The sequence below is a fragment of the Prauserella alba genome, from assembly GCF_024171735.1.
GTDB lineage: Bacteria > Actinomycetota > Actinomycetes > Mycobacteriales > Pseudonocardiaceae > Prauserella > Prauserella alba.
Genome location: NZ_JAMTCH010000004.1, coordinates 25386 through 50131 on the forward strand (window position 1 = coordinate 25386; position 24746 = coordinate 50131).

The following is a 24746-nucleotide window of genomic DNA, read 5'->3' on the forward strand; positions in this document are numbered from 1 at the left end:
GCGTCTGCCGGTCCGTGCGGGCCCCGCCCGTCAGTCTTCTTCACCGTCGTCATCGCCCCCACCGCCGTCGTCATCGCCTCCGGCGTCGTCATCGTCATCGTCGTCTACCGGTGGCGGTGGCGGGACCACATCGCGAGTCGGCTCCGGCCGGGGATGCGACGGCGGTCGTTCCGGCCCGTCGGGACCGGTGCCGTTCCCGTCCGTCGTGGTGGACGGCGGCGACGCCGAGTCGCCGGACGGGAGCGACGGCAGTTCACTGCGTGATCCGTCGGCTCCGCCGATACGGACCACCGGACTCTCGTTGACCGGCGCGTCGGACCCGCGCAGCAGCAACGTCACGACCACCGCGGCCACCGGCAGCGCCAGGACGGCCACGAGCGCCAGCGCCCTCGGTGTCGGTTTCATGGCCTCCACTCTCCCCCGATACGGCGAAGCCCGGATGAGCCGAAGATGAAGACGTCTTCATCTTCGGCTCATCCGGGCCTGCTCTCCGAGCGGACGCGAACCTCAACCCGCGTTCGGGCGCACGGCGACGGTCACCTTGTCACCGTCGCCGACCGCACCGGCGTAACCGTCGGTGACCGTCGCGTAGTCCACCTCCGTGGCCAGCGTCTCCGACGCCACGAACTCCTGGTGCACCCGCACCGCCGCCACGACCGCGTCCGGCGCGTCGATCGTCAGCGCGATGCGGTCGGCCACGTCGAGGCCCGCATCGCGCCGGGCCTGCTGCACCACGCGCACCAGGTCACGCGCCATCCCCTCGGCGGCCAGCTCGGTCGTCACGTCGGTGTCGAGCAGCACGAGCCCCGACCCCTGCGGCAGCTCACCGGCGACGCCCTCACCCGACGCGACCAGCTTGCGCTCGTACTCGCCCTCGACCAGTTCGATCCCGGCCGCGACGACCGCTCCCTCGGCCGTGGTGGACCAGTCGCCCGCCTTCACCGCCTTGATCACGGTCTGCACGTCCTTGCCCAGCCGCGGTCCCGCCGCACGCGCGTTGACCGCGACCTCGAACGATCCGTGCGCCGCGACCTCGGTGGTCAGCTCGACCGACTTGACGTTCACCTCGTCGGCGACGATGTCGGCGAACGGCCGCAGCAGCTCGGCGTCGTCGGCGGCCACGAGCAGGGACGCCAGCGGCAGGCGGACCCGGAGCTTGTGCGCCTTCCGCAGCGACAGCGCCGCGGAACACACCTGCCGCACCCGGTCCATCGCCGTGACGAGGTCGGCATCGGCGGGCAGCGACTCCGCGTCCGGCCAGTCGGCCAGGTGCACCGAGCGGCCACCGGTCAGCCCACGCCACACGGCTTCCGTCGTCATCGGCAGCAGCGGCGCCGCCACCCGGCACACCGTCTCGAGCACCGTGTGCAGCGTGTCGACCGCGGCCTTCTCGCCCGCCCAGAACCGGTCGCGCGACCGGCGCACGTACCAGTTGGTCAGCACCTCGAGGTAGTCCCGCAGTGCCGCACACGCACCGGCGATGTCGTAACCGTCCATTGCGGACTGTGTGTCGGCGACGAGCTCGCGGGTCTTGGCGAGGATGTACCGGTCGAGCACGTGATCGGAGTCGGTGCGGAACTCGCCGTCGACGCCTTCGGCGTTCGCGTACAGCGCGAGGAAGTAGTACGAGTTCCACAGCGGCAGAACCGCCTGGCGCACCGCGTCGCGGATGCCCTTCTCCGTGACGACGAGGTTGCCGCCGCGCAGGATGGGGCTCGCCATCAGGTACCAGCGCATCGCGTCGGAACCGTCCCGGTCGAACACCTCGTTGACGTCCGGGTAGTTCCGCAGCGACTTCGACATCTTCTGCCCGTCGGAGCCGAGCACGATGCCGTGCGACACACACGTCCGGAACGCCGGCCGGTCGAACAGCGCGGTCGCCAGCACGTGCAGGGTGTAGAACCAGCCGCGGGTCTGGCCGATGTACTCGACGATGAAATCGCCCGGGTAGTGGTCCTCGAACCACTCGGTGTTCTCGAACGGGTAGTGCACCTGGGCGTACGGCATGGACCCCGAGTCGAACCACACGTCCAGCACGTCCGGCACGCGGCGCATCGTCGAAGCGCCCGTGGGATCGTCAGGGTTCGGCCGGGTGAGTTCGTCGATGTAGGGCCGGTGCAGGTCGATGGGCCGCACCCCGAAGTCGCGTTCCAGCTCGTCGAGCGAACCGTAGACGTCGACCCGCGGATGGTTCGGGTCGTCGGAGGTCCACACCGGGATCGGCGTGCCCCAGTAGCGGTTGCGTGAGATCGACCAGTCGCGGGCGTTCTCCAGCCACTTGCCGAACTGGCCGTCCTTGATGTGCTCCGGATACCAGGTGATCTGCTGGTTCAGCTCGACCATCCGGTCCTTGAACTCGGTCACGGCCACGAACCACGACGACACGGCGCGGTAGATGAGCGGGTTCCGGCACCGCCAGCAGTGCGGATAGCTGTGCTCGTACGTCTCGTGCCGCAGCAGGATCGCACCCTGCTGCGCGGCCGAGCCGGTGCCGTTCTTCAGGTCGCGGATGATGTTCGGGTTGGCCTCGAACACCTGCTGACCCTCGTAGTCCGGCACCTGCGCGTCGAACCGGCCCTTGGCGTCGACCGGTGTCGCGGGCACGATGCCCGCGGCGTCGGTCACGACCTTGTCCTCGTCACCGTACGCAGGGGCGATGTGCACGATGCCCGTGCCGTCGTCGGTGGTGACGTAGTCGGCCGACAGCACCCGGTGGGCGTTCTCCCTGCCGACGAAGTACGGGAACGGCGGGGCGTAGCGAGTGCCCAGCAGGTCGGCTCCCCGGTACCTCGCGACGACCGCCGGCTGTTCGCCGAACTCCTTCGCGTAGGCGCCGACGCGGGCTTCGGCGAGCACGAATCGCCGGCCGTCGGCGTCGGCGACCTGGACGTAGTCGACGTCCGGATGCACGGCCGTGGCCAGGTTGGACGGCACCGTCCACGGCGTGGTGGTCCAGATGAGCAGGTACGCGCCGTCCAGCTCGCTGTCGTTTCCCTCGACGCGATAACCGATGGTCACCGCCGGGTCCTGCCGCGACTGGTAGACGTCGTCGTCCATCCGCAACTCGTGGTTGGACAACGGCGTCTCGTCCCGCCAGCAGTACGGCAGCACCCGGTAACCCTCGTAGACCAGGCCCTTGTCCCACAGCCGCTTGAACGCCCAGATCACCGATTCCATGTAGGTGGCGTCGAGCGTCTTGTAGTCGTTGTCGAAGTCGACCCACCGCGCCTGCCGGGTGACGTAGTCCTGCCACTCGGCGGTGTAGCGCAGCACCGACTCGCGGCACGCCCGGTTGAACTCGGCGATGCCCATCTCGTCGATCTGCGACTTGTCGGTGATGCCGAGCTGCTTCTCCGCCTCCAGCTCTGCGGGCAGGCCGTGGGTGTCCCAGCCGAACCGGCGCTCGACCCGCTTGCCCCGCATCGTCTGGTAGCGGGGAACGGTGTCCTTGACGTACCCGGTCAGCAGGTGGCCGTAGTGCGGCAGTCCGTTGGCGAACGGCGGGCCGTCGTAGAAGACGTAGTCGTTGTCGCCGCCGGTACCCGCATCGCGTGCCTCGACGCTGGCCTGGAACGTGCGGTCGCTCTCCCAGTAGGCCAGGATGTCCTTTTCCAGGGCGGGAAAGGACGGCTGCGACGGGACCTCGTCGGCGGCCTGCGCGCCGACGGATGCCTTGGGGTACATCCGGTGTGCTCCTCGCGGAAATGTCCGTGTTGCCGTACGGGCCTCCCGGCCCACACGGGGACGACGCGAGCGCTGCATGAGCGCACGTTCCGCGGTACCACCCCGCTTGCCCGCGCCGATCGGCGCGGACCTCTCGTTCGGCGGCTGTGACGGGCCGCTGCCGTCCGGTTCTACTGAGCCGCCGCGGGCGTGTCGCCGCGTGGCGTCCGTTCTTCCGGAAGCTCCCCGGTGATGGCCGGATCAACGCCGTGTGTGTTCAGGATAACCGGTCACGAACCGGCGCATCACACACCCACGGAATCACGCACCCGCCGAGTCACGGTGCCGCTGCGCGAGCGTCGCGTCCGGACGGCACCGGCCGCACGGGCTGAACCCCAGTTCCCTGGCCTCCCTCGCCGGCAGCGGGATCGTCTCGCGCGTCTCGAGCCACGCACACTCGGCGAGGTGGTACCGGGGCCGCTCGTCCACGACGACGACCTCCTCCTCCAGCCGAGCCACGAGCCGCGCATCCTCCGTGGCCGAGTCCTCGGTGGCCGGTTCGTCGTCCGGATCGGCCAGGTCGCCCTCGGCGGCGATCAGCTCCGTCTGTCCGTCGGCGACGGACTCACCGTCCTCGTCGGCCTCCGCGAGGGCCCGGTCGACGTCCTCGTCATCGGTGTCCGAGGCCGTGGACTGCTCCGCACCGGCCGCTTCTGCCTCCGCCGCGTCGGCCTCCGCCGGTTCGCCGTCGGACTCCTCCGGCTTCGCATCGCCCCCTGCCGACCGGCGACGCCACCAGTCGATCACGAGCAGGATCGCCGCGACCACGGACACGCCCAGGGAGACCCAGGCCCACAGCGAGTCGGCGGTGATCAGCGCCGCGACCACGAGGCCGAGGGCTCCCAGCACGAGAATCAGAACGATGTAGAGCACAGTGAATTACAGCACGAACGCGAAAGAGACGGTCCCGACCCCTTCCTCAGGGTGTCGGAACCGTCTCTCTCGGTGAACATCAGCCCGGTAGTGCCGTTTCGGTGTCAGCCCGCTTCGGCGCGCGGACCGAACGAGTAGCCCTGCCCGCCGTTCGAGGAGTTCGAGCTCGAACTCGAGCTGCCCGTCGACGTCGATGAGGACGAGGACTCGGACGAGGAGGACGTCGCCGCCGAGGCGGGCGCGGCCGAACCACGATCGTCGAGTTCGCGCAGCTGCGATTCCAGGAAGCCACGGAGCCGCGTGCGGTACTCGCGCTCGATCGTGCGCAGCTCCTCGATCTTCTTGTTGAGCTCGCCCTTCTCGGTGTTCAGGTTGTTCATCGTCTCGGTGTACTTGCGCTGCGCCTCGCGATCCAGAGTGGTCGCCTTGTCGCGCGCCTGACGCTCGAGCGTCTCCGCCCGGGTCCGAGCGTCGTTGAGCATGCTCTCGGCGCGCGTACGCGCCTCGTTGACCATCGAGTCCGCCTTCGAGCGGGCGTCGGACAGCAACTGCTCGGACTTCGTCCTGGCCTCGGCGAGCATGCCGTCGGACTCGGTCTTGGCCTCGGCGGTCAGCCGGTCGGCCATCTCCTGGGCCAGGCCCAGGACCTTGGCGGCCTGCACGTTCGGCTCGCCGTTCTCACCGCCGAGCAGGCCCGCGGCCGTGGCCTGTGTCTGCTCGGTCGACGACGGGGGTGGCACCGGGGCGAGTCGCCGCGACGGGGCCTCGTCGGTGGATCCGCGCTGCGGGGCGGACTGTGCCGCCTGCGCGGTACCGCCGGCCTTCGCCGACTCCAGCTCACCGCGGGTCGACTCCAGCTCGGCGTCGAGCTGCTCCACTTGCTGGCGCAGCTCGTTGTTGTCCTCGATCAACCGGGCAAGTTCCGTCTCCACCAGGTCGAGGAACGCATCCACCTCGTCCTCGTTGTAGCCCCGCTTGCCGATAGGCGGCTTGCTGAACGCGACGTTATGCACGTCAGCAGGGGTCAACGACATCAGATCACCTCACGCACTCCATGGGCTGTCGGACGATCCGGGTTCCCCGTCACCCGGGTAGCGCCAGTTGCATCAGTATGAACACAACCAACAGCAGCACCATAATCGATAAGTCCAGGCCCACGCCGCCTATCCGCACGATGGGAATAACACGTCGCACGAGCTTGACCGGTGGGTCTGTCACTGTGTAGATGCTCTCGACCGCGACCGCAACCCCTCCCGCGGGTCGCCATTCGCGCGCGAAAGCCCGTACAAGCTCGACGACGATCCGCGCCGTGAGCAGGAGCCAGAAGACAAAGAGCAGCCAATAAAAGACCATCCGGACCGCATCCACGCCGCCACTCTAGCCACAACCGGCGGCGTTGTGGGCCACCGGCCCGGCAACGCGCCCGGCGGCCCTCCACCGGCGCCCGGCGGTGACCGGGTGACCGGCGGCAGGGGTCAGCGACAGCCGGGGTGGACGGCATGAGTCGGCGGCATGCGTCAGCAGGGACTTCGGCAGGACAGGCGGGGACTCAGCGGCGGAGGAACAGGCCACCTTCGGCGATGCGCCTGCGGTCCTCGGCCGAGACGTCCGCGTCCGGGGGCGAGAGCAAGAACACCTTGTTGGTGACGCGATCCATCGAGCCGCGCAGCGCGAACGCCAGCCCGGCCGCGAAGTCCACGACCCGCTTCGCGTCCGCATTGTCCATTTCGGTCAGGTTGATGATCACGGGAGTGCCGTCCCGGTAGGCCTCGCCGATCTCGCGGGCCTCGGTGTAACTCGTCGGGTGCAACGTGCGGATCCGGCTCAGCGGGTCCCGGCTCGCCGCAGGGGCGCGCGCAGGCGGCTCGGGGGCCGGCCGCAGCCGGGTGACCGGTTCCGGTTGCCGGTCGACGGCGAGCGAGCCGTGGACCGGCGACGGCTCGGGGGCCGAACGCCGCGAGCGGACGGGCTCGGGCTCCTCGAACTCGTCCATGACGTGGTACCGCGAGCGTCCGCGGCGCGGCGGCTCGTCGTAGTCCGCCTCGCGGTACTCGCTCCTGCCGCGGTCGTACGCGTCATAGGAGTCGTAGGCCTCGTAGGAGTCGTACGCGTCCGGGTCGTCGGCGTAGCCGCGCCGGTAGTCGTCGTAGTCGTACTCGTCCTCGGCAGGGACCATCCCGAAGTAGGCCTTCAGCTTGTGCAGCGTGCTCATGCCTCTCCCTCGCCCGCACGGTCGCGTCCCCACCCTTGACGCTGAGTCACCGCAAAACGCCACTGTGGGTGAACGTCTCTATGGCGAGGCTAGACCGCGGCCACCGAGCAACGCGGTTCCGACACGCACACAAGTCGAGCCGTGCGCCACTGCGGCCTCCAAATCCCCGCTCATTCCTGCTGAAAGCTCCACGGCGTCGGGATGATCACGTCTCACCCTCGCGTGCGCCTCGGCGAGCCGGGCGAACGCCGGTTCCGGATCCACCCCCAGCGGGGCGACGGCCATGACTCCCCGCAGTCGCAGTGACTCACCCGACCGAGCGATGATGTCGGCCAGTTGCGGCAGGTCACCGAGCGGGCACCCGCCGCGCCCTGCGGCGCCGGCCGCGGAGTCGAGACTCGCCTGCAGCAGCACGTCCAGCGGTCCGGACCGGATGCCCGCCTCGCGAGCGGTGTGCACCGCCTTGGCGAGCGCCTCGGCGAGACGCTGCGAGTCGACCGACTGCACCTCACTCGCCCACTCCGCGACCGACTTCGCCTTGTTCCGCTGCAGCCGTCCGACCATGTGCCAGCGCACGGACGCCGCAGGCCGGAGTCCGGCGACCTCCGCCGCCTTCGGGCCCGCCTCCTGGTCGCGGTTCTCGGCCAGGTCCGTGACCCCCAGATCACTCAGCAAGGCGGCATCGGACGCGGGAAAGGTCTTCGTCACGGCGAGCAACCGCACCTCACCCGCGTCCCGCCCCGCCGCGGCGCACGCCTCGCCGATCCGGCCACGGACGGCCTCCAGCGACGCCGCCAGCTCCGCGCGGCGCTGGTGCGGATCGCCCTGCGTCTCGGGGGTCACGCTCACTCCTCGATCCACGTCAGCGCAGCGATCCGGCCCGAAGGGTTGTCCCTGCGGTGACTGAACAGTGTGTGGTCCTCCACGGTGCAGCGCGGATCCACGCCGATCTTGCCCACGCCCGCGTCGGCGAGCTGCCGCCACAGACCCGCGTGCAGGTCGAGCGCGGCCGTCCCCTTCCGGCTCCGGCAGCGGCTGCCCGGCAGGTGCGCCTCGACGTCGGCGGCCATGTCGGCGGGCACCTCGTAGCAGGAACCGCACACGGACGGGCCCAGCAGCGCCTCGATCCGCCCCGTCTCGGCGCCCACGGAACGCATGGCGTCGAGCGCGGCGGGCACGACGCCCACGCGCGCGCCCACCCGTCCCGCGTGCACCGCGCCGACCACGCCCGCCTCGGCGTCGCCGAGCAGTACCGGCACGCAGTCCGCGACGAGCACCACCGGCACCACGCCGGGCGTCGCCGTCACCAGGGCGTCGGTTGCCTCCGCCGGTTCGGTCTCCGTGCCGTCCACGATCGTCGCGGTGCGGCCGTGAACCTGTTCCATCCAGGCGAGGCGGTCCTCGGCGAGGCCCAGCTCGGTGGCCAGCCGCGCCCGGTTGGCGCGCACCGCGTCGGGGTCGTCCCCGACGTGCAGCCCGAGGTTGAACGAGTCGTACGGGGGTTTCGAGTAGCCGCCCGCCCTCGTCGTGATCACGCGCCTGATGCGCACCGATTCGTCCTTTCGCTCGGGCCTCCGTGATCGGCCCCTGCGGGCCGTCGGCACCGGAAAGCCTACGGACCCCGGACACACGCCGAGGGCCACCATCCCCTGCTGCGGGAACGGTGACCCTCGAGAGCGAGCCGGGTGCTTCCGAACGTGCCTCAGCGACGCATGAACGGCGGGACGTCGACCTCGTCGTCGGACGGGTCCTCCGTCACCGGCTGGGTGCCGCCCGGCAGCCCGGTCTGCGGACGCGGCGCCCCCGCCTGGGCCTGGCCGGACGCCGGCGCCGAAGGGGGCCCCGGCTGCTGCGGCGAACCCTGCTGCGGCGAACCCTGGGGCGCTGCCCCTTGTTGCGGCGAGCCCTGGGGTGCGGACGGCTGCGGCGCGGGCCTGCCCTGCTGGCCGCCCGGCACGGGCTGTGCCCCACCCGACGGCGGAGCCCCGGCCGAACCGCCGGCGTGAGCCGACGCCGCCCCGTTCGCGGGGGTCGCCCCCGCCGAGGGAGGGGCCGACTGCTCGGCAGGATTTCCCGCGGCGGGCTGCGGCGGGGTGGCGGCTGCGGGCCCGCCGGATTCCGCCGGTGCGCCGCCGGTCTCGCCCGCCTCGACCGTCATGGTCGAACCGTTCGCCGTGAGCGTCCCGGGGTCCAGCTTCTTGTGCGTGGGCGTGCCCGCGTCGAATCCGGCGGCGATCACCGTCACGCGGACCTCGTCACCGAGCGAGTCGTCGATGATCGTTCCGAAGATGATGTTCGCCTCCGGGTGCGCCGACTCCTGCACCAGCGACGCCGCCTCGTTGATCTCGAACAGGCCCAGATCGGACCCGCCCGCTATCGACAGCAGGGCGCCGTGCGCACCGTCCATGGACGCCTCGAGCAGCGGGGAGTTGATCGCCTTCTCCGCGGCCTGCACGGCGCGACCCTCGCCACGCGCCGAGCCGATGCCCATGAGTGCGCTGCCCGCGCCCGACATGACGCTCTTGACGTCGGCGAAGTCCAGGTTGATCAGACCGGGCGTGGTGATCAGGTCGGTGATGCCCTGCACACCGGAGAGCAACACCTCGTCGGCCGACCGGAAGGCATCCATCAGGGAGACACCGATGTCGCCGAGCTGCAGCAGCCGGTCGTTCGGGATCACGATGAGCGTGTCGCACTCGTTGCGCAGCTCCTGTATCCCGTCCTCGGCCTGCTTGCCGCGGCGTTTGCCCTCGAACGAGAAGGGGCGGGTGACCACGCCGATGGTCAGTGCGCCGAGCTTGCGCGCGATCTGCGCCACGACCGGAGCACCGCCGGTGCCGGTACCGCCGCCTTCGCCCGCGGTCACGAACACCATGTCGGCGCCCTTGAGGACCTCTTCGATCTCCTCGCGGTGGTCCTCGGCCGCCTGCTGGCCGACGTCGGGTGCGGCACCCGCACCCAGTCCCCGGGTCAGCTCCCGGCCGATGTCGAGTTTGACGTCCGCGTCGGACATCAGCAGTGCCTGGGCGTCGGTGTTCACCGCGATGAACTCGACACCTTTGAGGCCGACCTCGATCATGCGGTTCACGGCGTTCACGCCGCCGCCGCCGATACCGACGACCTTGATCACCGCGAGGTAATTGTGCGGGGGCGTCATCGGGTTCGCCTTCCTGATCGTGGTGCTTGTCCCTGGCTCGCGCTGGATGTCGACCTCGGACTCCCGGAAACCCTCAACCTCAAGTCGAGGGTCAGACTTATGTCAACTACCAACGTTGCGGTAGGACGGTAGGCATCGCGCGGGCCCGAATCCAGGCGCCACGCCGCGTGTCGCCGGATGTTTGCACCACGCCGGGCGTTAGCTGCGCCACCGCCCGCCGGGGCCCGAACACCCCCGGAGCACGTTGCCGCACAACGAAAACCGGCAGCAGCGGCCGACGCCACGGGGACGGGAACGGGAACCACGGCGGGAACCACGGGGACGGGAACCACGCGGACGGAGCCGCGCGGATCACCCCCGGCTCGAGCGTCAGGACACGGTCGGAAGCGCCGGACTCGACACGTCGTACACCTTGCCCTGTCGCGTCATCAGCGCGCCGAGCACCTTGGCCTTGCGGTCACTGTCCGACGCATCGCCCCACCGCACCGTCTTGCCGCTGCGCAGCGTGAACTCGACACTGCCCGGTGAGTCCGCGCGCCACTGCGTGACCTTGTCCCGCAGCTGTTCCGGCAGTGCCCTGCGTACCGCGATCACCGCGCGCGTCGCTGCCTTGTCGGCGCCCACTTCGGACATCTTGAATTCCGGAAGTCCTTGGGGCCGCTCGGAAATCTCCTTGTACACCACCCCGCCGGTGTCGACGAGGTACAGCGTCGAACCGGTGTCGTACACCCCGGCGGGGGTCCGCTCGGTGACCGCGATCTCGATCGTCGACGGCCACGACCGCGAGACGTCGACGGTCGCGACACCGGGAATCCCGGCGACCCGGTCGGCGATCGCGTCGGTGTCGACGCGGAGCATCGCGCGCCGCTCCGGCACCTCGGCCACCTCGCGCACCCGGTCCGCCCCGACGTCGCGGTTCCCGGTCACCTCGACCGACCGCACCCCCAGCAGGGACGTGAACAGCAGCACGTAGGCCAGACCGAGCACCGTGAGCACGCTCAGCACGGCGATCCAGCGCCGCCGCAGCGCGCGGGCCCGCGACACGAAACCGGCCCCGGCCTGCTCGGGGGCGGGGCCCGCCCCGGCCCGGCCCCGCCGTCCGGGGTCGGGGCGACCGCGCCGCTGGGCCGCCCTGGCGGGCCGCGCCGGAGCCTCCTCGTCGCCCCCGCGCCGCCCACGTCGGCTCGTGCTGGTCATGTCGGGTGTCCGTTCGCCGTTCTCAGGTCCCGCGACGGTCCAGCTCGGCAAGGATCTCCGGGCCGAGCTGTGTCACGTCGCCCGCCCCCATGGTCACCAGCAGATCGCCCGGTTTGACGAGGTCGGCCGCGAGCACGGTGGCGCGGTCGAAGGCCGGCTCGTAGTGCACGGCGGCACCGGTGATCCGCTCGGCGACGAGTTCGCCGCTCACCCCCGGTTTCGGTTCCTCCCGCGCGCCGTAGACGTCGAGCAGGATCACCTCGTCGGCCAGGCCGAGGGCTTCGGCGAACTCCCCCGCGAACGCCTCGGTGCGGGAGTACAGGTGCGGCTGGAACACGACCACGACCCGGCCGGTGCCCGCGGCGTGCCGCACGGCCCGCAGCTGCGCGTCGACCTCGGTCGGGTGGTGGGCGTAGTCGTCGTAGACGCGCACGTCGGCGGCGCGGCCCTTGAACTCGAACCGCCTGCGCACGCCGCCGAACACGGCGAGGCCGGCGAGCATCCCGTCGACCGGGGCACCCAGTTCCAGACCGGCCAGCAACGCCGCGACGGCGTTGAAGGCCATGTGCTCACCCGGCACGGTCACCCGCACCTCGAGTTCCTCACCGCCGAGCGCCAGGCGCACCGTGCCGCCCTCTTCGGCCGGTTCGTACGACACGACCCGCGCGTCGTGCTCACCGGTCGCCGACCGGCCGTACCGCAGCACACGCACGCCTGCCGACTCGGCGCGGCACGCCAGTTCGGCGGCCGCCGCGTCGTCCGCGCACACCACGAGCGCACCGCCCGGCGCGATCCGGTGGAGGAACTCCGTGAACACGGCGATGTAGGCCTCGACGGTGCCGTGGTGGTCGAGGTGGTCGGGCTCGACGTTCGTCACGACCGCCACGTCCGGTGTGTAGCTCAGGAACGATCCGTCGCTCTCGTCGGCCTCCGCGACGAACACCCCACCTTCGCCGTGGTGGGCGTTCGCTCCCGATTCGTTGAGGTCGCCGCCGATCGCGAACGACGGGTCGAGCCTGCAGTGCTGCAGCGCCACAGTGAGCATCGACGTCGTCGACGTTTTGCCGTGGGTGCCCGCGATGCACGCGACGCGGTGACCCGCCATCAGGGCGGCCAGCGCCTCGGCGCGGTGCAGCACCGGGATGCCGCGGGCGCGCGCGGCCGCCAGTTCGGGGTTGTCGTCGCGGATCGCCGTCGACACGATCACGGCCGTCGGTTCGCTTCCGGCGAGGCCGAGGTTGTCGGCCGACTGGCCGACCGCGATGTGCGCGCCCTGGGCACGCAGCGTCAGGAAGGCCCGCGATTCCTTCGCGTCGGAGCCGGACACCTGCGCGCCCCGTGCCAGCAGGATCCGCGCGATGCCGCTCATGCCGGCACCGCCGATACCGATCAGGTGTGCCCGCAGCAGCACCTCGGGCGGCCGCGACGCGACGGCGTTCATGCCGGCCTCCTCGGGTGTGTCAGCTGTCATCGCCATGTCCCCCGGCCTCCAAGACCATCCGCGCCAGTGTTTCGTCGGCCGCGCCGTGTCCCAACCCGACGGCGGCCGCGCTCATCTTCGCGAGCCGCTCGGCGTCGGTCACCAGCGGGACCACCTGTTCGGCGATCGCCTCCGGTGTCAGCGCGTCGTCCGCGATCAGCAGGCCGGCGCCGGCGTGCACCGCGGGTTCGGCGTTGAGCGCCTGCTCGCCGTTGCCGTGCGGCAGCGGGACGAACACCGCCGGCAGACCGACGGCGGACACCTCGGCGACCGTCATCGCTCCCGATCGGCACAGCACCAGGTCCGCCGCGGCGTAGGCGAGGTCCATCCGCTCCAGGTACGGCACCGGCACGTACGGCGGGGCGCCGGCGAATTCGCGTACCGCGACGGAGTTCTTCGGGCCGTGTGCGTGCAGCACGCCCACACCGGCCTCGGCGAACGTCTGCGCGGCACCGGAGACCGCCTCGTTGATCGACCGTGCGCCCTGCGATCCGCCGAAGGCCAGCACGGTCGGCGCGTCGGGGTCGAGCCCGAAGTGGGCGCGCGCCTCGGCGCGCAGCGCGGCGCGGTCGAGGGACGTGATCGAGTGCCGCAGCGGGATACCCACGACCTCGGCGCCGGGCAGCGGCGTCCCCGGCACGGCCGCGGCGACCTTCGCGGCGAGCCTGGCGCCGATCTTGTTGGCGAGGCCCGGATGTTTGTTGGCCTCGTGGACGACAATGGGTGTCCGACCGCGGGCCGCCAGGTAGGCGGGCAGCGCGACGTAGCCGCCGAACCCGACGACGACGTCGGCGCCGACACGGTCGAGCACCTCGCGGGTGCGGCGAACCGCGTCACGCACCTTCAGCGGGAGCCGCAGCAGCTCCGCCGTGGGCTTGCGCGGCATCGGCACCGGCGGGATCAGCTCCAGCGGGTAACCGCGGTCCGGCACCAGCGTGGTCTCCAGGCCGCGCTCCGTGCCCAGCGCGACGACCGTGGCGTCCGGCCGGAGCCGCGTGACGGCGTCGGCCAGTGCGAGCGCGGGCTCGATGTGGCCGGCCGTGCCGCCCCCTGCGACCACAACCGTCGGTGCGGTGCGTGCCGGTGTCTTCTGCGCACCGGTGTCGGGCTGGCTCACCTGCGTCCTCTCCGTGTCGATCGACTGGTTCCCGTGGAGCGGTCCGGTTTCGGCCTGCGCGGTCCGCCACGCGCCGGTTCACCCCGGCTGCGGCGACCGTACTCCGGCGCCGAGCCGCGGCGGTCGGGCGTCGAGGCCGACCGTGCCCCGCGCGTGGCGGGCCTGCCTGCTTTGGCGCCGGACGACCGTGTGCCGCCCTGACCACGGCCACCGCCCCTCGAGCCACCGCCCCTCGAACCGCCGCGCCGGGTGGCCGGCGGCCGGTACGGGTCCGGCGCGGGCAACCGCATCAGACGCCCGAACTTACCGGGCCCCTGGGTGCGCAACGCCGCCACGGCCTCCGGTTCGTGCCGCGCGCAGTTGGCGAGGAGGCCGAACAACAGCATCGTCACCAGCAGCGAGGTACCGCCGTAGGAGATCATCGGCAGTGTCACGCCGGTGACGGGAAGCAACCCGACGACGTAACCGATGTTGATGGCGGCCTGCGACACGATCGACACCGTCAGCGTCCCGGCGACGATCCGGATCCACGGGTCCAGGTTACGCATCGCGATGCGGAGGCCGACGAAGGTCAGCAGCCCGAACAGGCCGATCACGACGATGCAGCCGACGAACCCGAGCTCCTCCCCGATCAGCGCGAAGATGAAGTCGTGTTGCACGTTCGGCAGGTACATCCATTTCGACTGGCCCTGCCCGAGCCCCTTGCCGAACAGCCCGCCGTCGGCGAGGGCGTACAGCGCCTGGTTGGCCTGCATCCCCTTGCCGAGCGGGTCGGCGTCGGGGTTGAGGAACGTCATGACCCGGTCGAGCCGGTAGTCGGCGATCAGTGCGAGCACCACCGCCCCCGCGATACCGGAGGTCAGCACGATGGCGAACAGCCGCTTCGGCGCACCCGCGAACCACAACAGCGCGACGAGCACGATGCCGAGCGGCACGGTGCCGCCGAGGTCGGGCTGGGCCATGACGAGGGCGCACATCAACAGCGCCCCTGGCACCACCGGCACCAGCAGGTGCCGCCACTGATGGAGCACCTGATACTTGGTCACCAGGATGTGGGCTCCCCACAGGGTGAGCACGACCTTGCCGAGCTCCACCGGTTGCAGCGAGAGCGGCCCGAGGACGAACCAGCCCTGCGAACCGTTCTGTTCGGTGCCCAGTGGGGTGAGCACGAGCGCGAGCAGGCCCAGCGCGACCACCATCGCGGCGGGCGAGAGGGTCCGGATCCGCGGCAGCGGAATGCGCACACCGAGCCAGAACACGACCGCGCCGACGGCCACGAACACCAGGTGCCGCTGGAAGAGCGCGTACACGCTGCTCGCGTTGCCCGGATCGTAGGACGACACCGACGACGCCGACAGCACCATCACGGTGCCGAGGACCACGAGCAGCCCGCACACGGCGAGGATCAGGTGGAAGTCGGCGAGCGGGCGGGACAGCCACGCGGTCAGCGCGCTGCGAACCGCCGCGAATCCGCGTTCGGTGCGCCTCCTCCTCCGGTTCCGCTCTTCGCTCCGCCGGGCGGAGTCGGCGGAACCGGATCGGCTCTCGTCAATCGCCGTCACCGAGGCGTTCCCGTCTCAGCACGTCGACGGCAGTCGTGAACGCCTCGCCCCTCGCCGCGTAGTCGCGGAACATGTCCAGCGACGCCGCCGCGGGCGCCAGCACCACCGTGTCGCCCGCCGTTGCGAGCGCGTGAGCCGCGTTCACCGCCGATGTCATGGGCTCATGGTCACCCGGATCGACGCGTGTGACGGGAACATCGGGCGCGTGTCGCGCAACAGCGGCGCCGATCACGTCCGCGTCGACGCCGAGCAGGACCACACCGCGTAGCCGGGCCGCCACCCCGTGCACGAGTTCGTCGACGGACGCGCCTTTGAGCTGGCCGCCCGCGATCCAGACGACACCGTCCTGCGCGAGCAGCGAACCGGTGGCGGCGTGCGGGTTGGTGGCCTTCGAATCGTTGACGTAGCGGACCCCGTCGATCTCCCCTGCGACGACCGCACGGTGCGCGCCGGGGGTGAAGGTGCGCAGGCCTTCGGCGACCGCGGCGGACGGGACGCCGTGGGCGCGCGCCAAGGCGGCGGCGGCGAGGGCGTTGGCGACGTTGTGCGGACCGATGGGCCGGACGTCGGCGAGCGTGGCCAGTTCCTCGGCGCCCTGGACGGGGTCGCCGACGTAGGCGCGGTCGACGAGCAGGTCCTCGACGATGCCGAGCTCACCGGGACGCGGGGTGTCGAGGCGGAACCCGACGCGACGCGCACCCTCGGGTGCGTACTCGTCGGCGAGGCGCTGCGACCACTCCTCACCCACGTTGTGCACGACCGTCGCCGAACGAGCGTGCACACTGCCCTTCGCGGCGGCGTAGGCGTCGAGACCACCGTGCCAGTCGAGGTGGTCCTCCGCGACGTTCAGCACGACGGAGGCGCGCGGGGCGAGGGTGTCCGACCAGTGCAGCTGGAAGCTGGACAGTTCGACCGCCAGCACGTCGTGACCCGCGCGGACGGCGTCGAGGACGGCGAAGCCCACGTTCCCGCAGGCCACGGCGTCGGCGCCGGCGGCGCGCAGCACGGACTCGAGCATGCCGACGGTGGTGGTCTTGCCGTTGGTCCCGGTCACGACCAGCCACACGGGCGGGCGCTCGCGCTCCTGCCCGAGCCGCCAGGCCAGTTCGACGTCACCGATCACCTCGAGACCGGCCTCCGCCGCTGCCTGCAGCAGCGGCGCCGTCGGCCGCCAGCCGGGGCTGGTCACGACCAGACGGGTGCCTTCGGGCGGCGCGTCGAGCCCGGGCTCCAGGGTGGCACCGAGCCCGTCGAGTTCGGCGAGCCGCTGCGCGTTGCCGTCGGTCACGGTCACGTCGGCGCCGAGCTCGGTCAGCGCCTCGGTCACCGACCGGCCGGTCACTCCGGCGCCTGCGACCAGGACCCGCGTTCCAGCCAGCTTCACCGTCTCAGCCCCCGCCGAGACCGAGCTGTTCGCTGTAGAACAGGCCGAGACCGAACATGCAGCACACCGCCGAGAGCAACCAGAAGCGGATAATGACCGTCGTCTCGGCCCACCCGGAGAGCTCGAAATGGTGATGGAACGGCGCCATGCGGAACAGCCGCTTGCGGGTGGTCCGGAAGACCGCGATCTGCAGCACCACCGACACCATCTCGACCACGAACAGACCGCCGATGACGATGGCGAGCAGCTCGGTGCGCGTCGTCATCGACAGGCCCGCGATGAGGCCACCGAGCGCGAGCGACCCGGTGTCGCCCATGAAGATCTTCGCCGGTGCGGCGTTCCACCACAGGAACCCGACACACGCACCGGCCGCCGCCGCGGCCACCACGGCGAGATCGAGCGGGTCCCGCACGTCGTAACACGCGGCCTGCGGCGTCTCGACACAGCTCAGCCGGGCCTGCCAGAACGCGATCACCACGTAGGTGACCAGCACCATCGCGCCCGCGCCGCCCGCGAGGCCGTCGAGCCCGTCGGTGAAGTTCACCGCGTTCGACCACGCCGAGATCAGCAGGTAGCAGAACAGGATGAACACCGGGACCGGGAGGAAGATCAGCGACAGGTCCCGCACGTACGACAGGTGCTGTGAGGCGGGTGCCAGGCCGTCGTCGTTGACGAACTGCAGCGCCAGGATGCCGAACACGACCGCGACGAGCAGCTGGCCGACCAGCTTGGCCGTCTTGTTGAGGCCGAGGTTGCGCTGCTTGCGGATCTTGATGAAATCGTCGAGGAAACCCACGAGGCCGAGCCCGACGGACAGGAACAACACGAGCAGACCGGACGCCGTCGGCCCGGAGTTCGACGAGTCCCGCAGCACGTCGACCAGGTGCGCCACGAAGTACGCGACGACCATCGCCACGATGATCGCCACGCCGCCCATCGTCGGGGTGCCGCGCTTGGACCGGTGCCCTTCAGGCCCTTCCTCACGGATCTCCTGCCCGAAGCCCTGCTTCGAGAACAGCCTGATCAGGTACGGGGTGAACAGGATGGAGATCAGCAGCCCCACCGAGGCCGCGATCAGGATGCTGATCACTGGGTGCCCTCCAGCTCGGTGCCCTCCAGCAACGCGTCGGCCACGCGCCACATCTCGGCGACCTTGGAGGCCTTCACCAGGACCACGTCGTCGGGACGCAGTTCGTCGCGCAGCAGGGCGACGGCCGCGTCGGTGTCGGGAACCAGAACCGACTCCTCTCCCCAAGAACCTTCGTGGCTGGCACCGGTGTGCATCGGGGCGGCCGCGTCTCCGACCACCACGAGCCTGCTGATGTTCAGGCGCACCGCGAGCCTGCCGATCTCGTCGTGCGCGGACACGCTATCGGTACCCAGTTCGCCCATCTCCGACAGGACCGCCCATGATCGCCTGCCCTCGCTCCGGGTCATCGACGCGAGCGTCTTGAGCGCGGCCTTCATCGACTCGGGGTTGGCGTTGTACGAGTCGTTGAGCACCGTGACGCCGTCGGCGCGCGTGGTGACCTCCATGCGCCGGGCGGAGCGGCGCTCGGCCCCGGACAGCCGGGCGGCAACCTCGGCGACGGGCGTACCGAGTTCGAGCGCGATCGCCGCGGCGGTGAGGGCGTTGCCGACGTGGTGCTCGCCGTGCAACGACAGCGTCACATCGGCCGTGCCCTGCGGGGCGACCAGCCGGAACGACGCCCGCGCCTGGTCGTCGAGGCGGACGTCCTCGGCCCGCACCGTCGCCTCGGCGCTCTCGCCGACGAACACGACGCGCGCCGAGGTGCGGGAGGCCATGGCGGCGACCAGCGGGTCGTCGGCGTTGAGCACGGCGACGCCGTCGGCGGGCAGCGCCTCCACCAGCTCGCCCTTCGTCTGCGCGATGCCCTCGCGGGAGCCGAACTCGCCGACGTGCGCGGTGCCGACGTTGAGGACCGCACCGATCGTCGGGGGCGCGATCCGCGCCAGCTCGGCGATGTGACCGGGACCGCGGGCCGACAGCTCCAGCACGAGGTTGCGCGTCGCGGCGTCGGCGCGCAACGCGGTCCAGGGATGGCCCAGCTCGTTGTTGAACGACCCCGGCGGCGCGATCGTCGGGCCGAGCGGTTCGAGCAGCTGCGCGATGAGGTCCTTGGTCGAGGTCTTGCCGGACGACCCGGTGACGCCGACGACCGTCATCCCGGCCTCGGTCAGCCGGAGGACGACGTGCCTGGCCAGCTTGCCGAGCGCCGCGAGCACCGCGGCGCCCGACCCGTCGCTGTCGCCCGCCAGCGCCATGGCGTTCGCCGGTGCGGCCTCGACCGGCGGTGCGATCACGGCGGGGGCGTCGACCGCACGGCCCGCGAGCACACCGGCGGCACCGTCGGCGACGGCCTTCGCGGCGAACTCGTGCCCGTCGACTCGTTCACCGGGCAGTGCGACGAACAGCCCGCCCTCGGTGAGCCTGCGGGAGTCGAACTCCACCGACGCCGTCACGCGCTCGGTGCCCTCGGCACGGTGAAGCCGGCCGCCGGTCACCTCGGCGATCTCGGCCATGCTCATCTCGATCACACGCTCACCTCGAGTCTGTCGCGGATGGCGGCCGCGAGTTCATCCCTGTCGGAGAAGGGATGCACCACGCCCGCGATGTTCTGCCCGCTCTCGTGTCCTTTGCCCGCCACGAGCACGACGTCGCCGGGAGTCGCCTCGGCCACGGCGGCGACGATGGCCTCCCTGCGGTCGCCGATCTCCCGGATCTCGCCGGCCTGGGCCGAGTCCACGGCCCTGGCGCCCTGCAGCATCTCCGCCCTGATCGCGGCGGGGTCCTCGCTGCGCGGATTGTCGTCGGTGACGATGACCAGCTCACTGCCGCGCACGGCCGCCTCGCCCATGACGGGCCGTTTGGCGGTGTCCCGGTCGCCGCCGCATCCGAGCACCGTGATGATGCGCCCGTGCGTGCCGGCCCGCAGCGCGCGCAGCGCTTCCCTGACGGCCGCGGGCTTGTGCGCGTAGTCCACCACCGCGGCGAACGGCTGGCCCAGCGCGACGCGTTCCATCCGGCCCGGCACCTCGACGGCGGCCAGCCCCGCCACGATCGCGTCGAGCGGGACGCCTGCCGTGTCGAGGATCGCCGCGGCCAGGGTCGCGTTGGCGACGTTGAACTCCCCCGGCAGCGGGATACTGGCCCGTGCGGTGCGCCCGTCCGGCCCGTGGAGGGTGAAGGCCTGTTCCCCCGTGGGCGTCGTGGCGATGTCGCTCGCCCGCCACGTGGCGTCCACACCCGGTTCGGTGGCGACCGTGACCGTCTGCGGGGTGACGAGCCTGCGGCCCCATTCGGCGTCGACGACCACGACCTCGCTCGTCGACCGGCCGTCGAACAGCAGCGACTTCGCCGCGAAGTAGTCGTCCATGTCGCGGTGGAAGTCGAGGTGGTCCTGCGACAGGTTCGTGAACGCCCCCACGGTGAACCGCGTGCCGTTCACCCGCCCGAGGCTCAGCGCGTGGCTGGAGACCTCCATCGGCACGTGCGTCACGCCCTGCTCGACCATGAGCGCGAACAGCGCCTGCAGGTCCGGTGCCTCCGGCGTGGTGAAAGCGCTGGAGAGACGTTCGCCCGAGACGCGGGTCTCGACCGTTCCGATGAGACCGGTGGTGTGGCCCGCCGCGCGCAGCCCCGCTTCGACCAGGTACGCCGTGGTGGTTTTGCCCGATGTGCCCGTGGTTCCGAGGACGTTGAGCGTCAGCGACGGTTCGCCGTAGATCCAGGCTGCGATCTCGCCGAGTACCGCACGCGGCTCGGAATGCACGAGCACGGGCAGCTCGGTGTCGGCGATCGCGGGACGTTCGGTGCCCGCCTCGTCGGTGAGGATCGCGGCGGCGCCCGCGGCGATCGCGTCGGCGGCGAAATCGGCACCGTGCACCCGCGCGCCGGGCAGCGCGGCGAACAGGTCACCCGGCCGCACGTCCTGCCCACGCAGGGTCGCCCCCGTCACCGTCACCTCGGGCGCGGACGGGTCGGCGAGCAGGCGGGAACCGGAGCGCGCCACGAGCGTCGTCACGGGAACCGGTTCGGTGTACGCGGGCCGCGGCGGACCGGTGCGACCCGGCGGCGCCGCGGGCGGACCGGACACACCGGACGCAGCACCACCGGACTCCGCGGGACCGGGCGCCGCGCCACCGCGCTCGTCCTTGTTGACAGACACGCGGGAAGGTTACCCACGCCCGCGGCGACGCCACTCAGCGGTCGCCGGCAGCCGCCGACGTCCGGCGTCGCCTGCTGCCCTGCCGACCGATGGCACCCCTACGGCACCGGATCCGGCCACCGCCACCGCGCCCTGCGAGGCCGTCGTCCCGCGGCGAGGTCACCCCTATGAAGCTGGGTCCCTATGAAGCGGCGTCCGTGTTCGCGTCCTGCGGCTCGGCGACGGTGCCGGCTCCGGCCGCGGTGCCGGCCGCAGCCAGATCCTCGGCCGCCAGATAGCCGAAGACCATCGCCGGGCCGATCGTCGCCCCGGGCCCGGCGTAGGTACGGCCCATCACGGCGGCGCTGGTGTTCCCCGCCGCGTAGAGCCCGCCGATCGCCGAACCGTCCTCGCGCAGCACGCGCGCCCGCGTGTCCGTGCGCACACCGCCCTTCGTGCCGAGGTCACCCGGCACCATCTTCACGGCGTAGAACGGCGCCTGGGCCAGCTCGCCGAGGCTCGGGTTGGGACGATTCCGCGGATCACCGTAGTAGTGGTCGTAGCGGCTCCGGCCACGGCCGAACTCGGCGTCCTCGCCCGCCCTCGCGTACTCGTTGAAGCGTTCCACTGTGGATTCGAGCGCATCGGCGGGCACGCCCATCTTCTCGGCCAGCGCCCCCACCGACGACGCCTGCACCACGACGCCGTGCTTGTACCAGCGCCCCGGCAACGGCTGGCGGGGGCCGAGGCCGGTGAACATGTACCGGTTGCGGTACCGCTGGTCGAACACCAGCCAGGTCGGGATGTTCTCGCCGGGGCCGTCGCCGCGACCCTGGTCGCCGCCGTACATCGCGTGCACGGCGTCCACGTAGGGCGCGGACTCGTTCACGAACCGGCGGCCGTGCTCGTTCACCATGATGCTGCCGGGCCGGGACCGTTCGGCCAGGGCGAACCACGGCCCACCGGGCAGCGGGATCGACGGACCCCACCAGGCGTCGTCCATCAGGTCCACCGCCGCACCCACGGCCGTCGCCGCGGTGATGGCGTCGCCCGTGTTGGCCTGGGCACCGACCGTCCATTCCGTACCGATGGGGGCGCGCTGGTGCTGCTCGCGCATCGCCGCGTTCCGCTCGAATCCACCCGCGGCGAGCACCACTCCGCAGCGGGCGCGCACCACGGTCTCCTCGCCGTCACGGTCGACGACGACGCCGGTCACGCGGCCGCCCGAGGTCTCCAGGCGCGACAGCGGCCGGTCGAGCCTGACCTCGACACCGGCACGGCGGACGCCGATCCGGAGCGCGGCCGCGATCGCCTGCCCCATGACCAGCTGGCGCTTGCCCAGCAACAGCCCTCCGAGCCAGCGCACGCCGAGGCTCAGCAACGTCAACAGGCCCCGCGGGTGGCGGGCGATCAGGCTCAGCCACCGGTAGTCGGCCTGCCCGAGCGGCACGCCGAGCGGCGGCGCGCTGTACGGCGGTTCGAGCCGATCGCGATCCTCGCCGAGCAGCCGGGCGTCGACGGGCTTCGGCTCGGCCGAGCGGCCTGCCGCCTTCCCGCCGGGCGCTTCCGGGTAGTAGTCCGAGTAGCCGCGCACCCAGCGCAGCCGCAACGGCGTGGTCCGTTCGACGAACGACAGTACGGCGGGCCCGTGTTCGAGATACGCGTCGATACGTTCCGGCTCGGCCGCCTCCCCCACGATGGCGTGCAGGTACTCGCGGGCGGCCTCCGGCGTGTCCGGCACGCCCGCTCGCCGCAGCGCGTCGTTGCCGGGAACCCACACACCACCGCCCGACCGGGCGGTGGACCCGCCGAAGGCGGCCGCCTTCTCCAACACCACGGTGGACAGCCCGAGATGCGCGGCGCGTAACGCCGCGGTCAGCCCGGCCGCACCGCTGCCGACCACGACGACGTCGAACTCCTCCGCGCCGTCCCGCGGCTCGGCTCCGGCCTTCCGCTCGCCCGTCACTCGGACTCGTCCAGCGACAGCGCGGCCTTCGGGCACGACTCGACGGCCTGCAGGATCCGGCCGCGGTTCTCGGCATCCGGGTCCGCCTTGAGGATCAGGTTCTCGTCCTCGTCCAGTTCGAACACGTCGGGGGCGACCGCCTCACAGATTCCGTTCGATTCGCACAGGTCCCAGTCGACGACGATCCTCACGCCTGTTCCTCCTGAAATCGCTTCTCGGTCAGTGCGGCCGCCACCCTGCGCCCGGAGAACACGCAGTCCGCGATGGACAGACCGCTCACATAGGACTCCGAGCACACGCCGACGGCGTTGCGGCCCGCGGCGTACAACCCCGGCACCGGCGTGCCGTCGCCGCGGGTGACGGCACCGGTCGTTTCGTCGACGGTCAAGCCGCCGAGGGTGATCATCGGGATCGGGAATCCCGGCTGCGTACGGATGGAGCAGTCGATCGCGTAGAACGGGCCGGTCGACAGCGCCCTCACGTGTGCCGGATCCTTGCCCATCCGGTCGTGACCGGTGGCGGCGCCGGCGTTGTACTCCTCGATCGCGTGCGACAGCCCGTCCGGATCGATGCCCCGCCTGCGGGCCAGTGTCGGCAGGTCGCCGCCGCTGACGTGCCCGATCCGCAGGACGTACTCGGCCTGCAGTCGCTGGAACCACAGTGTCTGCGACGGGGCCTGCCGGAGCGCCTCCTCACGAATGCGCGCATCGATGATCAGATACGCCTCCGAGCCGGGCTGCCGCGCGACCCGGTCGCCGATGCGCGCGCCGTAGTACGCCTCGTTGCAGATGCGCTCGCCGCGATTGTTGACGAGTACCCCGTCGACCATCGCCAGCGGCGGGTTGAAGAACCGCCACGCCGAGACCCGGTGCATCCGGTCGGTCCGCCCGCCCACCGCCTGACCGAGGGCGATACCGCTGCCGTCGTCACCGATCGTGCCGAGCGACGAGCCACGGCGGTAGCCGGGCGCGTGCTCGGCCACCAGCGGCCGGTTGAACACGAATCCACCGGCCGCCAGCACGACGCCGCGGCGGGCGCGGTACCGGCGCACCGCGCCGTACCGGCGTTCCAGGTTCGCGATCGGCCCGTCCAGCATCCGGCCGAGCGGACGATAGTAGATGTTGAGTTTGCGGCCCGCCGACGAGAGCACCCGGTGCAGGCCACGGGGCACCGGGCCGCGGATCTCCGAGACCTCCACCCCGGTCACCCGGTCACCATCGGTGACGAGCCGCCTCGCCTTCGTCTGTGTCCGCACCGCGATCGGCCTGCGGGCCACGGCCCTGCGCAACGCGCCGAACAACGGTTTGCCGGACACGCCTGCGCCCTTCGCGCGATGCCCGCGCGGGGCGGGCATCGCGGCGTCGGAGAACGGTGGGGAGAGCTCACTGCCCGAGTAGTACAGGTAGTGCTCGTTGGTGGGATACGACGTCTTGCGCGGCGCCATGCTGCCTTCGAACGGCACGCCGTGGCGTTCGAGCCAGCGCAGATTCTCCGGGCTCTGCGCGCAGAACCGAGCGAGCGTCTCGTCGGAGACCACGCCGTCGGTCTCGAGCCGGAGGTAGTCGAGCATCGCGTCGGTGGTGTCGGCGAATCCTGCGGCCCGCTGGTGCGGTGTGCCGCCGCCTGCGTAGACGACGCCGCCGCTGATGGCGGTCGCGCCGCCGCCCTGGAACCGATCGAGGACGAGCACGTCGGCGCCGCGGTCGCAGGCGTCGACGGCGGCGCACGCCCCTGCACCCCCGAAACCGACGATCACGACGTCGGCTTCGGCGTCCCATTCCCGGTGCGGCATCGCAGACTCCTTCCGGCGAGCTGATCGCCCGGACCATGATGCCGATTTCTGAAACATGTTTCAACTCTTGGCGGGATTCGGAACCGGCTGTGGCCGGGCGCAGGCACCGCCACC

Annotated in this window: 20 protein-coding genes; all 20 read right to left on the reverse strand. The window is 71.4% G+C overall.

The features are described 5' to 3' along the window. Positions 1 to 30 precede the first annotated feature (30 nt). Positions 31 to 405 carry a hypothetical protein gene (locus tag LY12_RS09105; RefSeq protein WP_253855073.1) on the reverse strand — a complete coding sequence of 125 codons (375 nt, stop codon included), beginning with the start codon at positions 403 to 405 and terminating at the stop codon, positions 31 to 33. A gap of 102 nt (positions 406 to 507) precedes the next feature. Further along, on the reverse strand, positions 508 to 3684 hold the full coding sequence (gene ileS, locus LY12_RS09110; protein ID WP_253855075.1) for an isoleucine--tRNA ligase: 3177 nt from the start codon (positions 3682 to 3684) through the stop codon (positions 508 to 510). A 300-nt stretch (positions 3685 to 3984) separates the two neighbouring features. Further along, a complete protein-coding gene (locus tag LY12_RS09115; protein ID WP_253855077.1) occupies positions 3985 to 4596 on the reverse strand; it encodes a hypothetical protein in 612 nt (203 codons plus the stop codon). 104 nt (positions 4597 to 4700) lie between these two features. Continuing rightward, the gene (wag31, locus tag LY12_RS09120) at positions 4701 to 5630 is read right to left on the reverse strand and encodes a DivIVA-like cell division protein Wag31 (RefSeq protein WP_253855079.1); all 930 of its coding nucleotides are present in this window, start codon (positions 5628 to 5630) and stop codon (positions 4701 to 4703) included. A 49-nt stretch (positions 5631 to 5679) separates the two neighbouring features. Continuing rightward, a complete protein-coding gene (locus LY12_RS09125) occupies positions 5680 to 5949 on the reverse strand; it encodes a YggT family protein (protein ID WP_183657479.1) in 270 nt (89 codons plus the stop codon). Positions 5950 to 6145: 196 nt separating this feature from the next. Beyond that, positions 6146 to 6808, reverse strand: coding sequence for a cell division protein SepF (locus tag LY12_RS09130; RefSeq protein WP_253855083.1), 663 nt, complete (start codon positions 6806 to 6808; stop codon positions 6146 to 6148). 78 nt (positions 6809 to 6886) lie between these two features. Next, complete coding sequence (locus LY12_RS09135) at positions 6887 to 7651, reverse strand: YggS family pyridoxal phosphate-dependent enzyme (protein WP_253855085.1); 765 nt, start codon at positions 7649 to 7651, stop codon at positions 6887 to 6889. A 2-nt stretch (positions 7652 to 7653) separates the two neighbouring features. Continuing rightward, positions 7654 to 8358, reverse strand: a complete 705-nt coding sequence (pgeF, locus tag LY12_RS09140) for a peptidoglycan editing factor PgeF (RefSeq protein WP_253855087.1) — start codon at positions 8356 to 8358, stop codon at positions 7654 to 7656. 152 nt (positions 8359 to 8510) lie between these two features. Then, entirely contained in the window at positions 8511 to 9965 is a 1455-nt protein-coding gene (gene ftsZ, locus LY12_RS09145; protein WP_253855089.1) for a cell division protein FtsZ, read from the reverse strand. 369 nt (positions 9966 to 10334) lie between these two features. After that, positions 10335 to 11162, reverse strand: coding sequence for a cell division protein FtsQ/DivIB (locus LY12_RS09150; protein WP_253855091.1), 828 nt, complete (start codon positions 11160 to 11162; stop codon positions 10335 to 10337). 22 nt (positions 11163 to 11184) lie between these two features. Then, a complete protein-coding gene (gene murC, locus LY12_RS09155) occupies positions 11185 to 12633 on the reverse strand; it encodes a UDP-N-acetylmuramate--L-alanine ligase (RefSeq protein ID WP_372493487.1) in 1449 nt (482 codons plus the stop codon). Continuing rightward, a complete protein-coding gene (gene murG / locus LY12_RS09160) occupies positions 12623 to 13759 on the reverse strand; it encodes an undecaprenyldiphospho-muramoylpentapeptide beta-N-acetylglucosaminyltransferase (RefSeq protein ID WP_253855093.1) in 1137 nt (378 codons plus the stop codon). Before murG ends, murC begins: the two co-directional genes overlap by 11 nt. Further along, the gene (gene ftsW / locus LY12_RS09165; RefSeq protein ID WP_372493488.1) at positions 13756 to 15321 is read right to left on the reverse strand and encodes a putative lipid II flippase FtsW; all 1566 of its coding nucleotides are present in this window, start codon (positions 15319 to 15321) and stop codon (positions 13756 to 13758) included. Before ftsW ends, murG begins: the two co-directional genes overlap by 4 nt. Continuing rightward, positions 15308 to 16705, reverse strand: coding sequence for a UDP-N-acetylmuramoyl-L-alanine--D-glutamate ligase (gene murD / locus LY12_RS09170; protein WP_253855095.1), 1398 nt, complete (start codon positions 16703 to 16705; stop codon positions 15308 to 15310). The genes ftsW and murD overlap by 14 nt, the downstream gene beginning before the upstream one ends. 4 nt (positions 16706 to 16709) lie before the next feature. Next, complete coding sequence (gene mraY, locus LY12_RS09175; RefSeq protein ID WP_253855097.1) at positions 16710 to 17795, reverse strand: phospho-N-acetylmuramoyl-pentapeptide-transferase; 1086 nt, start codon at positions 17793 to 17795, stop codon at positions 16710 to 16712. Then, positions 17792 to 19264 (reverse strand): UDP-N-acetylmuramoyl-tripeptide--D-alanyl-D-alanine ligase, encoded by a 1473-nt coding sequence (locus LY12_RS09180; RefSeq protein ID WP_253855099.1) that lies wholly within the window; start codon positions 19262 to 19264, stop codon positions 17792 to 17794. Before LY12_RS09180 ends, mraY begins: the two co-directional genes overlap by 4 nt. Next, positions 19261 to 20823, reverse strand: a complete 1563-nt coding sequence (locus tag LY12_RS09185; RefSeq protein ID WP_253857253.1) for a UDP-N-acetylmuramoyl-L-alanyl-D-glutamate--2,6-diaminopimelate ligase — start codon at positions 20821 to 20823, stop codon at positions 19261 to 19263. The genes LY12_RS09180 and LY12_RS09185 overlap by 4 nt, the downstream gene beginning before the upstream one ends. A gap of 253 nt (positions 20824 to 21076) precedes the next feature. Beyond that, positions 21077 to 22840: a 3-oxosteroid 1-dehydrogenase gene (kstD, locus tag LY12_RS09190; RefSeq protein WP_253855101.1), complete on the reverse strand. Its 1764-nt coding sequence runs from the start codon at positions 22838 to 22840 to the stop codon at positions 21077 to 21079. Beyond that, positions 22837 to 23031: a ferredoxin gene (locus LY12_RS09195; protein WP_183784025.1), complete on the reverse strand. Its 195-nt coding sequence runs from the start codon at positions 23029 to 23031 to the stop codon at positions 22837 to 22839. Before LY12_RS09195 ends, kstD begins: the two co-directional genes overlap by 4 nt. Beyond that, positions 23028 to 24632 (reverse strand): FAD-binding protein, encoded by a 1605-nt coding sequence (locus LY12_RS09200; protein WP_253855103.1) that lies wholly within the window; start codon positions 24630 to 24632, stop codon positions 23028 to 23030. Before LY12_RS09200 ends, LY12_RS09195 begins: the two co-directional genes overlap by 4 nt. Between the last annotated feature and the right edge of the window lie 114 nt (positions 24633 to 24746).

Excerpts from the sequence above, each read along its gene's own strand:
- LY12_RS09105 (WP_253855073.1), bottom strand. The coding sequence starts at position 405 with ATGAAACCGACACCGAGGGCGCTGGCGCTCGTGGCCGTCCTGGCGCTG.
- ileS (WP_253855075.1), bottom strand. The coding sequence starts at position 3,684 with ATGTACCCCAAGGCATCCGTCGGCGCGCAGGCCGCCGACGAGGTCCCG.
- wag31 (WP_253855079.1), bottom strand. The coding sequence starts at position 5,630 with ATGTCGTTGACCCCTGCTGACGTGCATAACGTCGCGTTCAGCAAGCCG.
- LY12_RS09125 (WP_183657479.1), bottom strand. The coding sequence starts at position 5,949 with ATGGTCTTTTATTGGCTGCTCTTTGTCTTCTGGCTCCTGCTCACGGCG.
- LY12_RS09130 (WP_253855083.1), bottom strand. The coding sequence starts at position 6,808 with ATGAGCACGCTGCACAAGCTGAAGGCCTACTTCGGGATGGTCCCTGCC.
- ftsZ (WP_253855089.1), bottom strand. The coding sequence starts at position 9,965 with ATGACGCCCCCGCACAATTACCTCGCGGTGATCAAGGTCGTCGGTATC.
- LY12_RS09150 (WP_253855091.1), bottom strand. The coding sequence starts at position 11,162 with ATGACCAGCACGAGCCGACGTGGGCGGCGCGGGGGCGACGAGGAGGCT.
- murC (WP_372493487.1), bottom strand. The coding sequence starts at position 12,633 with ATGACAGCTGACACACCCGAGGAGGCCGGCATGAACGCCGTCGCGTCG.
- LY12_RS09200 (WP_253855103.1), bottom strand. The coding sequence starts at position 24,632 with ATGCCGCACCGGGAATGGGACGCCGAAGCCGACGTCGTGATCGTCGGT.